Source organism: Actinoplanes sp. TBRC 11911, assembly GCF_012933445.1.
Taxonomy (GTDB): Bacteria; Actinomycetota; Actinomycetes; order Mycobacteriales; family Micromonosporaceae; genus Actinoplanes.
Genome location: NZ_JABBNC010000055.1, coordinates 1 through 15,938, shown reverse-complemented (window position 1 = coordinate 15,938; position 15,938 = coordinate 1). Strand labels below are relative to the sequence as shown.

The following is a 15,938-nucleotide window of genomic DNA, read 5'->3' as shown; positions in this document are numbered from 1 at the left end:
CGTCACTCCCCGGCGGGGCTCCGGCTCCTGCCTCAGAGCCGCGCGACAACCTCACCCGGCCAAGCGCGGTTACCAAGCAGTACGCCGCGCGGGCGGGCAACACCCACCGTGGGCGTTGAGATGAACAGGGAGACACGGATGGCGAACGGCGAACGCGAAGCTGGGACGGATGTTCCGGCCGGCGGTTTCGTCCAACTGCTCACCCCGGACGGCGAACGGATCGACAGCGTCACGACCGCCGACGGCACCACGTACTCGGTCGATTTCACCGACGCCGAGTACCGCCAGCTCTACGACGACCTGGTGACGGTCCGACGATTAGATGTCGAGGCCACCGCGCTTCAGCGGCAGGGCGAACTCGGCATCTGGGCCAGCCTGCTCGGGCAGGAGGCGGCTCAGGTCGGTTCCGGACGCGCGATGCGCGCGCAGGACATGGCCTTCCCGACATACCGGGAGCACGGCGTCCTGTACACCAGGGGGATCGACCCGATCATGCCGTTCGGCCTGTTCCGCGGCGTCGACCAGGGCGGCTGGGACCCGAACGAGTTCAAGTTCAACACGTACACGATCGTGATCGGCGCGCAGACGCTGCACGCGACCGGGTACGCGATGGGCATCACCATGGACGGCAAGACCGGCACCGCCGACGGCGAGGCCGTGATCGCGTACTTCGGCGACGGCGCCACCAGCCAGGGTGACGTCAACGAGGCGTTCGTGTGGTCCAGCGTCTACCACGCGCCGATCGTCTTCTTCTGTCAGAACAACCAGTACGCGATCAGCGAGCCGCTGGAGCGGCAGACCCGGATCCCGTTGCACCGGCGCGCGGACGGCTACGGCTTCCCCGGCATCCGGATCGACGGCAACGACGTGCTGGCCTCGTACGCGGTGACCCGGGCGGCGCTCGACCAGGCGCGCAACGGTCAGGGCCCGACCCTGATCGAGGCGTACACGTACCGGATGGGCGCGCACACCAGCTCCGACGACCCGACCCGGTATCGCATCGCCAGCGAGGTCGAGGCGTGGAAGGCCAAGGACCCGATCGCCCGGGTGAAGGCGTTCCTCACCAAGCAGCAGCTCGCCGACGACACGTTCTTCGCCGAGGTGGACGAGCGGGCCAAGACGCTCGCGCTCGAGCTCCGCGAGAAGGTGCTGGAGATGCCCGACCCGCAGCCGGTGAGCATGTTCAACAACGTCTACCCGCACGGTTCGCCCGAGGTCGACGCCCAAAAGGCGGGCTTCGAGCGGTACCACGCGTCGTTCGAGGGGAGTGCCCACTGATGGCCGAGACGATGACCCTGGGCAAGGCCCTCAACCACGGTTTACGTCGCTCCCTCGAGGACGATTCGAAGGTCGTCATCATGGGTGAGGACGTCGGCAAGCTGGGCGGCGTCTTCCGCATTACCGACGGTCTGCAGAAGGACTTCGGCGAGGACCGCGTGATGGACACGCCGCTGGCCGAGTCGGGCATCATCGGCACCGCGATCGGCCTGGCCATCCGCGGGTACCGCCCGGTCTGCGAGATGCAGTTCGACGGGTTCGTCTTCCCGGCGTACGACCAGATCGTCTCGCAGGTCTCGAAGATGTTCTACCGGTCGCTGGGCAACGTGCGGCTGCCGATCGTCATCCGCATCCCGTTCGGCGGCGGCATCGGCGCGGTCGAGCACCACTCCGAGTCGCCCGAGGCGATGTTCTCGCACGTGCCCGGTCTCAAGGTGGTGACCGCCGCGAACCCGGCGGACGGCTACTCGATGATCCGTCAGTCCATCATCTCGGACGACCCGATCATCTTCTTCGAGCCGAAGCGCCGCTACTGGGAGAAGGGCGAGGTCGACCTGGACGCCGATCTCGCCACGGCGTTTCCGCTGCACTCCGCGCGGGTTGCTCGCGCAGGCACGGACGCGACCGTCATCGCGTACGGCCCGATGGTCCGCACCTCGCTGGACGCGGCGACCGCCGCCGCCGAGGACGGCCGTGAGCTCGAGGTGATCGACCTGCGTTCGCTGTCGCCGCTGGACATGGAGACGGTGTACGCGTCGGTGCGCAAGACCGGTCGCGCGGTGGTCGTGCACGAGGCGCCCGGCAACCTGGGCATGGGCGCGGAGATCGCGGCCCGGATCACCGAGGAGTGCTTCTACTCGCTGGAGGCGCCGGTGCTGCGCGTGACCGGTTACGACATTCCGTACCCGGCCGCCCGCGTCGAGGAGGACTACCTGCCCGACCTCGACCGTGTGCTGGACTCCGTCGACCGTTCGTTCGGCTGGTGACGCGCATGTCGCGGATCAAAGAGTTCACACTGCCCGATCTCGGCGAGGGACTGACCGAGGGCGAAATCCTGTCCTGGCTCGTCAAGGTCGGCGACACGATCGAGCTGAACCAGCCGATCGTCGAGGTGGAGACCGCGAAGGCGGCGGTCGAGATCCCGGCGAAGTGGGCCGGCCAGGTCACCAAGATCTTCCACGAGGCGGGCACGACGGTCGAGGTGGGCCAGCCCATCGTCGCGATCGACACCGACCCGTCGGCGGGCCCGGTTCCCTCGGAGGAGTCGCTGGCCGCGGTCGAGATCGCTCCCGAGGAAGGTGCCGTCGAGCCCGGCCTCATCGGTGGTCCGGCCCCGGGCGGCCGCACCGCCGTCCTGGTGGGTTACGGCCCGAAGAACACAACGGCAAAAAGGCGACCCCGAGTCAGTACGCCTCCCCCCAGCGCGCCAACCGCACCAGCGGCAACCCCGCCTGCGGCGGCTGCCTCATCGGCCGCGCCCGCACCCGTGGCGCCGCAGCCGGAACCGGCAAGGGTCGTCGAAACTCCGACTGCTCCACGCGTCGAGGGGCCTAACGGTCGCGTCCTCGCCAAGCCGCCGGTCCGCAAGCTGGCCCGGGACCTCGGCGTCGACCTCGCGACCATCGCCGGCACCGGCCCGATGGGTTCGGTGACCCGGGGCGACGTACAGGACGCGGTCGCGGTGGTGGATGTCGCCCCGGCTGCTCCGGCTTTTGACGCGTCCCGCGAGCAGCGCATCCCGATCAAGGGCGTGCGCAAGCTCACCGCGGAGAACATGGTGGCCTCGGCGTTCACCGCGCCGCACGTCACCGAGTTCCTCACCGTCGACATGACCCGCACGATGAAGGCCGTGGAGAAGCTCAAGGCCCGGCCCGAGTTCCGTGATGTCCGGGTTTCTCCGTTGCTGCTGGTGGCGAAGGCCGTGCTGCTCGCCGTCAAACGCCACCCGATGGTGAACTCGACCTGGTCCGGCGCGACCGGCGAGATCGTCATCAAGGACTACATCAATCTCGGTATCGCCGCCGCTACCGAGCGTGGTCTCATCGTGCCGAACATCAAGGACGCCGGTCGTCTCAGCCTGCGAGAACTAGCCGAGTCCCTGAACACGCTGGTCCAGGTCGCGAAGTCGGGCAAGACCCCGCCGTCGGACATGGCCGGCGGCACGTTGTCGATCACCAACGTGGGTGTGTTCGGTGTGGACACCGGCACGCCGATCCTGCCGCCGGGCGAGTCGGCGATCCTGGCGTTCGGCGCGGTCAAGCCGACCCCGTGGGTGCACAAGGAAAAGATCAAGATTCGCCAGGTCAGCACCCTGGGGCTGTCGTTCGATCACCGCATCATCGACGGCGAACTGGGCTCGAAGTTCCTCCGGGACATCGGTGCGTTCCTCACCGACCCCGAGGGAGCCCTCCTCGCCTGGACGTAAATTGTTAAGCCGTCAAGCAACTTGACCTACGATCCTTAAGCTGGTGCTGCGCGTCACCCTGTAAATCTTTGGTGATCGTCCCGATCGAGAGCACAATAGGTATCGATCGGGACGAGATCCGAAGACGACGGCCAACGACGGCCGAAAGGGAAGTGATCAGCGCCATGAGCTTTGTCGAGCGCCTACGGCAGCGCCGGCACAACAACCGCCAGGCCCGCGCGATCAACCGCGCGATCCAGGCGGCTCCGACCCCTGCCATGCGCGAAGAGATCCGTATCCTGGCCCAGCGCCAGCCTTTCTGACAAGAACGCACGACGGCCCGTCCGGATTCACTCCGGGCGGGCCGTTTCGTTTTTCAACAGTCCCTTAAAGATCTCCGCAGGTCCCCTGGCGGACGTACACCGGGATTCCTCCCGTCGCCCGCGCCCGGTACGGTTGGGCACGGTCACCGCCCCGGCCCCGATTGGCCGGAGTGGAGACCGGGGCCCCGACCAGTCACCGAGCCGGGTGGTCCCGCACGGCCTGGCCTCAAGAAGCTGGGCACGGCCCCGGTGAGATTCGCCGCCGGGTCGCGTCCGTGTAAAGCTGGCACGGCCGCATCGATCGAGGAGGCGCTCATGACGTCCGAGGGGCAGTACGCCGGTTCACAGCCGGCCGAGGCCGCGTCGGGCGGGCCCACGTCGGACGGTTTCCCACCGGATACCGACAGTCAGCGCGTGTCGGGTCGAGCTTCGGCTCCCCCTCCCGCCGAGGGTTTCCCCAATTCGTACGGCCCCCCGCCGCACCACACCCCGAACGGTGGGTCGCCGTTCGTCGTGCCCACTGTGGCGTCTTTCGGCCAAGGTCCGGAGTCCCGCGGGACGTCTTATGGAGCCGCGCGAGTGCCAGAGCAGCCCGAGGCAGGCGACTCCTTGCCACGTCGCAATCCGCCGTCGCCGTACGGCGCGGTCAGCCCTGGTGAGAGCGGCGGTGAGCAGGCCTGGCAGACGCAGCCCCCCGGTCAGTACACCGGCCCCGGCGACCCGCTACCCCAGCGCAACCCGTCGGTGGCCGACCCGGCCGCCGGGCAGTTCGAGGGATTCGACGGGTTCGCCGCCGGGCAGCCCGGTCGCGGCACCCCGCCGCCGGTCACTCCCTCGCCTTCGGCCGAGGCGAACCGGCCGGGCGGCCTTTCCGCCTTCGGTGACCAGCGTGTTCGCGTCCCCGGGGCGACATTGACCGATCTTCCTGACGCCCAGCAGCAGAGCGGTTTGCCGGCGCGCGGCGCCGAGCCGCCCGGTGGTCTGCCGGTGCGCGGTGCGGAGCCGCCCGGCGGTCTGCCGGTGCGTGGCGCTGAATCGCAGAGCGGCGGCTTCCCCTTGCGCGGTGGCGAAGCCCAGGGCGGCACTGGTTTCCCGGTGCGCGGCGGCGAGGCTTTCCCTGTCCGTGGTGGTGAGGCTTTCCCTGCGGGCGGCGGTGAGGCTTTCCCCGTGCGTGGCAGCGAACCGGGAAGTGGTGGCTTCCCCCTGCGGGGCGCCGAGACCACGCCCGAGAGCAGCGGTTTCCCGCTGCGCGGCGGCGGCAGCGGCACGTTCCCGACCCGGCGTCCGCCCGAGTCCACGGCGGCGGCCGCCCCGCCGGCCGCCAGCGACTTGCCGATCCGCAGCCAGCAGGCGCCGTACGCGGCCGAGCCGCCGTCCGGCGATCTGTACGGGCGTTCGGAGCCGTTCGCCGACCCGTTCGGCCGCACGCCCGGCGGCGCGGTCGGTGATCAGCAGTCCGCCGACCCGAGTCGTGGCGGCCTGCCGGACCCGTTCGGCCGCACGCCCGCCCAGGACGCGTCCGGTTACCCGGCCGCCGCGGCCGAGTCCGCGCCGCGTGCCGACGCGCCGGTCTACGGTTCGGCCCGTCCGGCACCGTCGTTCGAATCGGAGCCGTACGGCGCGCCGGCCGAGCCGGCGAGCGGCGCCTACGGCACGCCGCGCTCGGCATTCGAGGCCGAGGCCCCCAGTGGCACCTATGGTCTGCAGCAGACCGAGTCGCCGACCGGAACTTACGGCTCGCCACAAACGGAATCGCCGGGCGCCGCCTACGGCATGCCGCCGGCCGAATCGCCCGGCGGCACCTATGGCTCACCGCAGTCGTCCAGCAGCCCCTACGGCATGCCGGATCCGACCGGCGCGGCCTACGGGACGGAAACGCCGAGCGCCGCTTACGGGTCGCCGCAGACCGATTCGCCCGGAACGTACGGCTCGCCGCAGTCCGAGTCACCGAGCGGAACTTACGGCTCACCGCAGGCCGAATCACCGGGCTCTTCCTACGGCTCGTATCAGGCCGAATCGCCGAATCCCTACGGTTCTCCGCAGAGCGAGTCCGGCTCCTCCTACGGCTCGGCACCTAGCGAGTCGCCCGGCTCGTCTTACGGCGTGCCGCAGAGCGAGTCGGCCGGCTCCCCCTACGGATCGGCACCGAGCGAGTCCGGCTCTTCTTCCTATGGCGTGCCGCAGAGCGAGTCGGCCGGCGGCACCTACGGCTCGCCGCAGGCGGAGTCGGGCTTCGGCGCGGCGCCCTTCTCCGGGGGTGCGCCCGCACCCGGTGCCGGCCAGGAGGAACTGTCGCCCTTCGGGCGCAGCGAATCCGCCTACCCGCAACGGGTGCCCGGCGCCTCGCTCGGCACCGGCGGTGCTCCCGCCGTCGAGTCGTTCGGCAGCGCGGTGCCGCAACCGCGCGACTCGGCGGAATCGGCCGCCCCGGTGTCGGCCGTGCAGCCGCAGTCCGGTCCGACGGTCGGCTCGGCCCGCCCGGTGACCGCGAGCGCGTCGGTGCCGACGGCCAGCCGCGCGCCCATCGACGCCACCGAACTCCCGCCACCTCCCGTCGCCTCGCAGGCCCGGGTCTACGGACGCCGTTCGTCGTCCACCGACCCGGAGGGTGAATTAGCAGGCGACGGCGACCCGCCTGAGCCCCCGGCCGGGGCTCTAGCCGCACCGGTCGCACCCTTCCCCGGCACGCCGGACGAGTCCCCGTTCGCATCCCACCAGGAGCCGCCGTTCGGCGGATCGCCATACGGTGCTGCGCAGGGTTCGACGTTCGGCGCCGAGTCCGCGTCTCCGTTCGGCGCCCAGCCGCAGTCGGGCTCCCCGTTCGGCGCCCGGCCGGATGCCGCGTTCGAGTCGCAGCAGGCTTCGCCGTACGAGGCGCCGCCGGGCTCGCCGTACGCGGACCAGCCGAGTTCGTCGTACGACGCGCCGCAGACATCGCCGTACGAGGCCCAACAGGCGTCGCCGTATGACGCGCAGCAGACGTCGCCGTACGACGGCCAGCAAGGCTCGCCGTACGACGGCCAACAGGGCTCGCCGTACGACGGCCAACAAGGCTCGCCATACAACGGCCAGCCGAACTCGCCGTTCGAGGGGACCCAGCCGGGTTCGCCGTTCAACGGCCAGCCGGGCTCGCCATACGACGGCCAGCAGGGCTCCCCGTACGAGGGTCAGCAAGGCTCCCCGTTCGACGGCCAGCCGGGCTCGCCCTTCGAGGCAGTCCAGCCGGGTGGGCCGTACGACGGCCAGCAAGGCTTGCCCCTCGATGGCCAGCAGGGCTCGCCGTTCGGCGCCCAGCCCGGCTCACCCTTCGAAGCACAGTCCGGCTCGCCCTTCGGCGCCCGGCCCGAACAGCCGTTCGGCGCCCGGCCCGACGACAACTCCGGCTCGCCGTACGGCCCGGGCTCGCCCGCGTCACCGTTCGGCGCTCGCCCCGACGACAGCGGCAACTCCCCGTTCGGGCAACGACCGGACGGACCCCACGACGGCAACGCCTCTCCGTTCGGGCCGCGCCCGGACGGTCCGGGTTTGCCTTTTGGGGACGGCTCACCGGCGTACGGGCAAATGCCGCACGACCAGGGTGCCTCGGCAAGCGCCCGCGTCGCCCCGCCGGGACCGGGCGGACCGCCGCACGCCGAGTTCGTCGACCGCGGACCGGAACAGTTCAGCGAGCTCACCACCGACATCGCCGGACGCGGTGGTGACTCCGGATATGTCCCGGCGCCTGCTCTGCCCCCGATGCCCGCCGGGATGGAGGGTGCCTTCGGCGCGAGCCGGGGGACCGTCACGCCGCCGGGACCGGACGACACCACCAACTGGCCGGGCCCCGAACAGGGCCGGTTCGACCAGTTCAAGGCCGAGGGCGAGGACGCACCGGCGGCCAAGCCGGAGACCAAGCACATCCGGATGTTCCCGATCCTGCTCGCCGTCGTGGCCGCCGCCGGACTGCTGCTGGCCATCGTCTTCGGCATCGTGGCCCTCGCGGCCGGCGGTGACGACAACAGCGGTGCTTCGCAGGCCTTCAAGCAGGGCGATTGCGTCAAGCAGGAGGGCTCGAAGGCGGTCGCGGCCAAGTGCACCGACGTGACCGCGTTCCAGATCGTGTCCATTGTGACCGACAAGTCCAAGTGCGATGACCCGAAGCAGCCGGTCGTCGTTTCCAAGACCGACGAAAACAAGTCTCAGGTCCTCTGCCTGAAGCCGAACAAGTAGCCGAACCCGCCGGCCGGGCGTCGATGGTGGCATCAAGCACCTTGGCGCCCGGCCGCTGCGGGGTTTCGCGGATCGCCTGGCACTCTTGACGGCATGACGACGACTCCTCGCGTGCGAGCGCCAGAGCTGCGAGGTCGCGGGTGGCTGAACACCGGCGGCAAGGATCTGACACTCGCCGACCTGCGCGGCAAGATCATAGTGCTGGACTTCTGGACCTTCTGCTGCATCAACTGCCTGCACGTGCTGGACGAGATGCGGCCGCTGGAGGAAAAGTACGGTGACGCGGTCGTCATCATCGGCGTGCACTCACCCAAGTTCGAGCATGAGCGCGACCCAATCGCTCTGGCCGCCGCTGTCGAGCGGTACGGCGTGCACCACCCCGTGGTCGACGACCGTGACATGCACATCTGGCAGCAGTACGCGGCGAAGGCCTGGCCCACGCTCGCGGTGGTCGACCCGACCGGATATCTGGTCGCGTCGATGGCCGGCGAGGGTCACGCCGAGGGCTTGTCCCGGCTGATCGACGAGCTGATCGCGAAGCACGAGGCGGACGGCACGCTGCACCGCGGCGACGGCCCGTACGTGCCACCGGTCGCGGCCGACACGCTGCTGCGCTTCCCCGGCAAGGTGATCGAGCTGCCGAACGGCAACCTGCTGGTCAGCGATTCGGCCCGGCACTCGCTGGCCGAGGTCACCCCGGACGGCGAGACGCTGGTCCGGCGCATCGGCACGGGTGAGCGTGGCGAGCCGTTCAGCGAGCCGCAGGGCATGGTCCTGCTGCCGCCGCCGGTCGCCGAGATCGCCGGGTACGACGTGGTGGTCGCCGACACGGTCAACCACCAGCTGCGCGGCCTCAAGCTGGACACCGGCGAGACGACCCTGGTGGCGGGCTCGGGCAAGCCGTGGCGGTCCCCGCTCGACGGGCACGCGCACGACGCGCTGGCCGCCGACCTGTCCTCGCCGTGGGACCTCGCCTGGTACGACAACAAGGTCATCAGCGCGATGGCCGGTATCCACCAGTTGTGGTGGTTCGACCCGATCAAGCGTACGGTCGGCGTCTTTGCCGGCACGACGGTGGAAGCGCTGCGCGACGGCCCGATCCCCGACGTGTGGATGGCGCAGCCGTCCGGTTTGTCCGCCGCCGGCGACCGCCTGTGGATCGCCGACAGCGAGACGTCGGCGCTGCGGTATATCGAGGACGGCGTCCTGCACACGGCCGTCGGGCAGGGCCTTTTCGACTTCGGTCACGTGGACGGCCCGGCCAAGGAGGCGCTGCTGCAGCACCCGCTGGGCGTCGCCGCGCTGCCGGACGGCTCGGTGCTGATCGCGGACACATACAACGGCGCGGTCCGCCGCTTCGACCCGGCCACCGACTCGGTCTCGACCATCGATTCCGGCCTGGCCGAGCCCAGCGACATCGTGGTGACCTCGGCCGGCGACGTGATCGTGGTGGAGTCCGCGGCGCACCGGCTCACCCGGCTCGCTCCCGGCGTGGTCAAGACGGTCACCGGCGAGCGGCACAAGACGGAGCGTCCCGCTTCCCCGGTGGCGGCCGGCCCGCTGACCCTCGACGTGATCTTCACACCCGCACCAGGCCAGAAGCTGGACACCCAGTTCGGGCCGCCGACCCGCCTGGAGATCTCCGCCTCCCCGCCCGAGCTCCTGCTCTCCGGCGGCGGCGTGACCACCGACCTGTCCCGCCCGCTGGTGATCAACCCGGCGATCGAGAAGGGCGTGCTGCAGGTGGTCGCCCAGGCCGCGACCTGCGACGTCGACGAGGAGTTCCCGGCCTGCCACCTGACCCGGCAGGATTGGGGCGTACCGGTCGTGGTCACCGCGGGCGGCCCCGACCGGCTGCCGCTGATCTTGCGCGGAATGGATGAAGCCTGATCGGGCCAGGAACCTACGGTGTCGTAACCTAAAAGAGTGACGACCGCCGCACCGTTCCGGATGAAGCCGGCCGATCTCGGTAAACCGAGGTTACGAGGCCGGCTTCATCAATTCGCGTTCTTCGTCGCCATCGCGTGCGGCATCGTGCTCTGCTCGATCGCGCTGAGCCGGCCAGGCTGGAAGCCGTTCTTCAGCACCCTGATCTACAGCATCACCGTGTGCGGGCTGTTCGGCACCAGCGCGCTGTACCACCGGCGGGTCTGGAGCGAACGCGGCTACCAGATCATGCGCCGCATGGACCACTCGATGATCTTCATCTTCATCGCCGGAACGTACACGCCGTTCTGCGTTTTGTTGCTCCCGCCGGGAAAGGCGACGCTGATGCTGTCGCTCATCTGGGGTGGCGCGCTGGGCGGGGTGGCGCTGAAGACGGTCTGGCCGCATCTGCCGCGCTGGGCCAGCGCCCCTCTCTACCTGGCCCTGGGCTGGGGAGCCGTCGCGATCTTGCCGGACGTGATGCACCGCGGCGGCGTCGCCTGCCTGGTCCTGCTCGCGACCGGCGGCGTCATCTACAGCGTCGGCGCCGTCTTCTACGCGATGCGCCGCCCCAACCCGTGGCCGGCCGTCTTCGGCCACCACGAGTTCTTCCACGCATGCACCCTGGTCGCAGCGATCTGCCACCACATAGCGGTCTATTTCGCCCTGTACGCCTAGACGACTTCTTTTTCGCCCCGCGCGTCGTATGTCGCCCGAGCCTCCAAAACGTCCGTGATGTGCAACTCGGCCCATTTCTCCAGCTCGGCGACCAGCACGTTGAGGCTGCGGCCGAGATCGGTGAGGGCGTAGTCGACCCGGGGCGGCACGACCGCGTGCACCGTGCGGGTGATCAGCCCGTCCCGCTCCAGCCCGCGCAACGTCTGGGTCAGCATCTTCGGGCTGATCCCCTGGATCGTGTTCGCCAGCTCGGTGTAGCGGTGCGGGCGCTGGGCCAGCAGCACGACGATCAGCACGCTCCACGTATCGCCGATGCGGTCCAGAAGCTGGCGGCTCGGGCAGTTCCTGTCGTAGGCGTTGAAATCCACCAGGACACTATCCCTCAGGTGCGTACAGCACTTCAAAGTGCCCTGTATCTCCTGGGAAGTGACCGGCTAACCGGGTAGTTGGCAGTTGATGCACTGAGCAACCACTCCCAGGAGGTCATCATGACCATCGCCATCACGGGCGCCACCGGGCACTTCGGCCGCGTCGTCATCGAGTCCCTGAAGGCAAGGGGTATCCCGGCATCCGACATCATCGGCGTCGGCCGTCAGGTGGAGAAGCTCGACGGGCTCGGCGTGACGGTCAGGCAGGCCGCGTACGAGGATCGGGAAGCCTTGGAGAAGGCATTTGCCGGCGCCGACAAGCTGTTGTTCATCTCCGGCAGTGAGGTCGGCAAGCGCATTCCGCAGCACCGCAACGTGGTCGACGCGGCCAAGGCGGCCGGGGTCGGGCTGGTCGTCTACACGAGCGCGCCCCGGGCCGACACCACCGACATGAAGCTGGCAGCGGAGCACCGCGCCACCGAGCGCATGCTCGCCGATTCCGGATTGCCGCACGTCATTCTGCGCAACTCCTGGTACGTCGAGGTCTACAACCCGGCCCAGGCGGTCGAGCACGGCGGCCTGTTCGGCGCGATCGGCGACGGGCTCGTCTCCGGCGCGCCGCGCGCCGACTACGCCGAGGCCGCCGCGTCGGTGCTGGCCGGCTCCGGGCACGAGGGCAAGGTGTACGAGCTGGGCGGGGCCCCGTTTACGTTGAAGGAGCTGGCCGCCGAGATCTCGCGCCAGTCCGGCAACACGGTCACCTACACCGACATGCCGGTGGACAAGTACGTCGAGTTCCTGGTGAGTGTGGGCCTGCCCGTCGAGGTGGCGGAGATCTACGCGGACGCCGACCGGGCCGCCTCCCAGGGCGCTCTGCACGTCCCGCTCGCCGACCTCGAGGCGCTGCTGGGCCGCCCCGCGACCCCGCTCGCCGAGGCGGTCAAGGCCAGCCTCTGACACACAGCGCGGCGCCGGCAGTCCCTAGGGGGAGGGAGACTGCCGGCGCCGCGAGCTTGTGAGATCAGTAACCGGGCGGCGGTGGCGGCGGAACGTCGTCGCGCCGGGTCTCCCGGTACTCGCTGTACTGGGCGGGCCGAGCCGGAACCCCGTCGACCGGCTGATTCGTCTGCCGGGTGACGACCGTGCGGCGGCGGCTGTTCCAATACCACAGCGTGACGATCAGACCCACCAGACCGGCCGCCATCAGGATCCATCCAATGATGTTGATGTCGAGCCCGCTGATGTCCGCGTTGACGGCGAACGCCAGGATCGCACCTATCACCAGAAGAAAGATGCTTCCTCCGAGACCCATCGCGGAGTCCTCCTTGGTCCTCACAGAAGTCAATGCTTCGTACCGGGAGTTACCCAGACGTCGCGCTTCTCAATCAGGCAAGCTGACTTCATGCGCACCCTGGTTCTCCTCCGGCACGCCAAGGCCGAACATCCCGAGTCAGGCTCCGACTTCGACCGTCGCTTGACGACAAGGGGCACCGAAGACGCCGTCGCCGCGGGCACCTGGCTGAACGCCACTCAAATCCACCCCGACCTGGTCTTCTGCTCCCCCGCAGTCCGCACCCGCGAGACCTGGGCAGGGGTGGGTCAAGCGTTGGGCTCCCCCGAGGTGCGCTTCGAGCAGTCCCTGTACGACGGTGGCCGTACCGAGGTTTTCGACCTGCTGCGGGCGGTCCCTGCCGAGGTCCAAACAGTCCTGCTGATCGGCCACAACCCCACGGTGTCCGAGGTGTCCCTACTCCTGATCCCCGATTCCGAGTGGGACGGCCAGCAGATAGCCCTGAAAACCTCGGGCCTGGCCATCCACAGCACGGACGCCCCGTGGTCCGAGACAGAGCCGGGCTCGATGCACCTGACGTCCCGCCACACGGCCCGAGCCTGAGACAGCACCAGCAAGGGCCGGATCGGCGGTGCTAACTTGCGCCGGGCAAGCATTGGCGACTGTGGACCAGGGGATACACGTTATGACGGGGCGGCCCCGAACGTCACGAAAGCCACAAACCTGCGAGCCGCCGTCATCGCGGTCCGAACCGCGATGACGGTGACTGTGCGAAGGGCCACCGCGTCCGACGCGCCCGCATTGGCGGAACTCCGCTGGCGGCAACTGATCGACGAGCGAGGATACGGCGGGACGGATGGGGCGGCGTACGGGAAACTGCTCTCGACCTGGCTAACCGACCATCAGCAGACCCACCTGGCATTTCTCGCCGAGCTGGACGCACGCGTCGTCGGCATGGCGTGGCTGATGATCGCCGAACGGGTGCCCACCCCGATAGCCCGAAGCCGCCTTTTCGGGGACGTCCAGTCCGTCGTCGTCACCCCCGACCTGCGCAACGGCAGCATCGGCGCGGCGCTGCTCAACGCGCTGCCGACGGAAGCGCACACGCTGAACCTAGAACACGTGACAGTGCACTCCAGCACCCAGGCGATCCCGTTCTACCAGCGCGCCGGCTTCGAGCCAGACCACGCATGGCTGCGCTGGCACCCAGAGTGACGCGCCCACCACACCGCGACCCCAGGCACACAGAACGCGAGACCACGCCGCACCAAGCGCCCCACCACACCGCGACCCCAGGCACACAAAACGCGGGCCCACGCCACACCAAGCGCCCCACCACACCGCGACCCCAGGCACACAAAACGCGGGCCCACGCCGCACCAAGCGCCCCCACCGCACTGCGATCCGAGGCACACAGAACGCGGGACCATGCCGCACTAAGCGCGCCCACCGCACCGCGGGGTCTGGGGGCTCGGCCCCCAGGAAGAAATGGCGAGGAGGCCAGGTCCGCGCATTTTGCGGACACAGGCCTCCTCCGACGAGCGGGTGACGGGAATCGAACCCGCACTGTCAGCTTGGGAAGCTGATGTTCTGCCATTGAACTACACCCGCAGCGGCCATCACTGTACCTGATGACCGCCCGTCTCGGCTCCACCGCCCGTGCTCAACTCACCGCCGCGAGAGGGCGGCATAAGCCGGCCCGCCAGGTGCGCGCCCGCGGCATCACCGCCGGGGCCGCTGCCAGCGGTAACGCGCCGGACGGCCCGTGCCGGCGCAGGGTGGCGGTCTCGATCAGAAGCTCGTAGAGCCACCAGTCCACGTCGGGTGAGGCCCGCAGCGCGCCGGCCAGGCGCCGGATCACGCTTTCGTCGGTCACCCGGACGGCGCGGCCCGTGAGATAGGCCTCGTCGTCGTTCTCCTCTGGTGGATACGAGTGCAGCGCGTAGCGTCCGTCACGCTCGAGGTCGCGCCGCTTGGGTGAGCTGACGATGAAGCAATACAGCCCGTCGTCGGTGATGACCGGTGACACCGGGTGCACGCGCGGCCCGCCGTCGGCACGCACCGTGGCCAGGTATCCCATGCCGGGACCGTACTGCTGGAGCAGCGCACGAACGCCCGCCGCGAGCGACGGCTCGGCGGCGACGAAATCGGACCAGGAAGCCATGGGGAGAGTCTATCGAACATATGTTCGACACGCCCACCGAAACACGCCGAAACAGCAGGTAGGTATGGTGTTGCGATGCTGCTCTCCGACCGCGACCTGGTCCAAGAGATCAAGGCGGGCGACCTCGCCCTGGAGCCTTTCGAGCCGGCCCTGCTGCAACCGTCCAGCATCGACGTGCGCCTGGACCGGTTCTTCCGCGTGTTCAACAACCATCTGTACACGCACATCGACCCCGCCGAGCAGCAGGATGACCTGACGTCACAAGTGGAGGTCGCCGAGGGTGAGGCCTTCGTCCTGCACCCGGGCGAGTTCGTGTTGGCGTCCACCCTGGAGGTGATCACGCTGGGCGATCAGCTCGCCGGCCGCCTCGAGGGCAAGAGCAGCCTCGGCCGCCTGGGCCTGCTCACCCACTCGACCGCGGGCTTCATCGACCCGGGCTTCAGCGGCCACGTCACCCTCGAACTGTCCAACGTAGCCAACCTCCCGATCAAGCTCTGGCCCGGCATGAAGATCGGCCAGCTGTGCATCTTCCGCCTGTCCAGCCCGGCCGAGCACCCGTACGGTTCGGCCGTCTACGGCTCCCGCTATCAGGGCCAGCGCGGCCCCACGGCCAGCCGCTCCTGGCAAAACTTCCGCATCTGGCCCACCTCCTAGGCGCGTCCAGTGCCAAGACAAACTTCAAGGTCACAAGCCCGCGGTCGTAGCGGGGCGGGCGGTACGGGCTGTCGCTCATTCGGGGACTGTTGATGTTCCCCGGCTCGAAGGTGGGTTGGGTGGCATCCGGGCCGTCGGGGCGTCGCCCACCCCCGTTGAGGGCTTGCGTGAGAGCAAACGACCGAAAGACGCTCCCGGCTGCTCGAAAGCGGCGTCGACAGCCTGTTGGTGACGGCGGGCTCGCTCCTGACGTGTGCCCTATCGGCGTGGGGTAACCGGATCGAGTTTCGTCAGCTCACACGGCTGACGAATGTCGTGACGGCCCGCCCGCCTTCCTCTGCGAGGCGAACGCCATTGACCCTCGCCGATCTCCCGGAGGAAGCAGCGTGGCTCCGTTCGGCGCGACCGAGCACTAGAGACCTTTCGCGTTAGAGGTCTCGGCTGCGCGGTGGCCGCGGACCCGGCGTGGTTCAACCGGTGTCGGCCGCCGCCAGAGGCCCATGATGTGGGACGTAGTCCGTTGAGTGGGATTGGCATCCGCATTGTGGTCACCGAGCCCGCGATATGGGACCGAGGTCCATTGTAGAGCTTCTTTCGTCCTCTCTCGTGGCTTTTGTTCCCGCGGTTTCCTCGGCGTTTCGTG

General features: G+C 69.2%; 14 protein-coding genes and 1 tRNA gene. 11 read left to right on the top strand and 4 right to left on the bottom strand.

What is annotated here, in order from left to right; genetic code table 11:
• The first annotated feature begins 138 nt into the window (after window positions 1–138).
• The 7 genes from pdhA to HH310_RS41395 all read left to right on the top strand — a co-directional run bounded on the left by pdhA (window position 139) and on the right by HH310_RS41395 (window position 10,818).
• A complete protein-coding gene (gene pdhA / locus HH310_RS41425; RefSeq protein WP_169181252.1) occupies window positions 139–1,278 on the top strand; it encodes a pyruvate dehydrogenase (acetyl-transferring) E1 component subunit alpha in 1,140 nt (379 codons plus the stop codon).
• On the top strand, window positions 1,275–2,264 hold the full coding sequence (locus HH310_RS41420; protein WP_211193298.1) for an alpha-ketoacid dehydrogenase subunit beta: 990 nt from the start codon (window positions 1,275–1,277) through the stop codon (window positions 2,262–2,264). Before pdhA ends, HH310_RS41420 begins: the two co-directional genes overlap by 4 nt.
• Window positions 2,261–3,703, top strand: a complete 1,443-nt coding sequence (locus HH310_RS41415; RefSeq protein WP_312034657.1) for a dihydrolipoamide acetyltransferase family protein — start codon at window positions 2,261–2,263, stop codon at window positions 3,701–3,703. The genes HH310_RS41420 and HH310_RS41415 overlap by 4 nt, the downstream gene beginning before the upstream one ends.
• Window positions 3,704–3,774: 71 nt before the next feature.
• Window positions 3,775–4,005: a hypothetical protein gene (locus HH310_RS41410; protein ID WP_169181241.1), complete on the top strand. Its 231-nt coding sequence runs from the start codon at window positions 3,775–3,777 to the stop codon at window positions 4,003–4,005.
• Between the two features lie 579 nt (window positions 4,006–4,584).
• A complete protein-coding gene (locus tag HH310_RS44580) occupies window positions 4,585–8,214 on the top strand; it encodes a hypothetical protein (protein WP_248294927.1) in 3,630 nt (1,209 codons plus the stop codon).
• Between the two features lie 93 nt (window positions 8,215–8,307).
• On the top strand, window positions 8,308–10,104 hold the full coding sequence (locus HH310_RS41400; protein WP_169181249.1) for an NHL domain-containing thioredoxin family protein: 1,797 nt from the start codon (window positions 8,308–8,310) through the stop codon (window positions 10,102–10,104).
• A gap of 36 nt (window positions 10,105–10,140) precedes the next feature.
• Window positions 10,141–10,818: a hemolysin III family protein gene (locus tag HH310_RS41395; protein ID WP_169181248.1), complete on the top strand. Its 678-nt coding sequence runs from the start codon at window positions 10,141–10,143 to the stop codon at window positions 10,816–10,818.
• On the opposite strand, the gene HH310_RS41390 is transcribed toward HH310_RS41395, so the two are convergent.
• A complete protein-coding gene (locus tag HH310_RS41390; protein ID WP_169181247.1) occupies window positions 10,815–11,186 on the bottom strand; it encodes a helix-turn-helix domain-containing protein in 372 nt (123 codons plus the stop codon). The two genes, HH310_RS41395 and HH310_RS41390, sit on opposite strands and share 4 nt — an antisense overlap.
• A 120-nt stretch (window positions 11,187–11,306) precedes the next feature.
• Between HH310_RS41390 and HH310_RS41385 the strand changes: the two genes are divergently transcribed.
• Window positions 11,307–12,143: an SDR family oxidoreductase gene (locus HH310_RS41385; protein WP_169181246.1), complete on the top strand. Its 837-nt coding sequence runs from the start codon at window positions 11,307–11,309 to the stop codon at window positions 12,141–12,143.
• A 64-nt stretch (window positions 12,144–12,207) separates the two neighbouring features.
• Here HH310_RS41385 and HH310_RS41380 read toward each other — a convergent pair whose 3' ends face one another.
• The gene (locus tag HH310_RS41380; RefSeq protein ID WP_169181272.1) at window positions 12,208–12,498 is read right to left on the bottom strand and encodes a DUF6458 family protein; all 291 of its coding nucleotides are present in this window, start codon (window positions 12,496–12,498) and stop codon (window positions 12,208–12,210) included.
• 90 nt (window positions 12,499–12,588) lie between these two features.
• Here HH310_RS41380 and HH310_RS41375 point away from each other — a divergent pair, with 90 nt between their 5' ends.
• Entirely contained in the window at window positions 12,589–13,080 is a 492-nt protein-coding gene (locus HH310_RS41375; protein ID WP_169181245.1) for a histidine phosphatase family protein, read from the top strand.
• Between the two features lie 159 nt (window positions 13,081–13,239).
• Entirely contained in the window at window positions 13,240–13,692 is a 453-nt protein-coding gene (locus HH310_RS41370; RefSeq protein WP_169181244.1) for a GNAT family N-acetyltransferase, read from the top strand.
• A gap of 325 nt (window positions 13,693–14,017) precedes the next feature.
• Here the strand turns inward: HH310_RS41370 and HH310_RS41365 are convergent.
• A tRNA-Gly gene (locus HH310_RS41365) sits at window positions 14,018–14,088 on the bottom strand.
• A 52-nt stretch (window positions 14,089–14,140) separates the two neighbouring features.
• A complete protein-coding gene (locus tag HH310_RS41360; RefSeq protein ID WP_169181243.1) occupies window positions 14,141–14,641 on the bottom strand; it encodes a pyridoxamine 5'-phosphate oxidase family protein in 501 nt (166 codons plus the stop codon).
• Window positions 14,642–14,716: 75 nt separating this feature from the next.
• On the opposite strand from HH310_RS41360, the gene dcd reads away from it, so the two are divergent.
• Window positions 14,717–15,295 carry a dCTP deaminase gene (gene dcd / locus HH310_RS41355; RefSeq protein ID WP_169181242.1) on the top strand — a complete coding sequence of 193 codons (579 nt, stop codon included), beginning with the start codon at window positions 14,717–14,719 and terminating at the stop codon, window positions 15,293–15,295.
• Window positions 15,296–15,938: the final 643 nt, after the last annotated feature.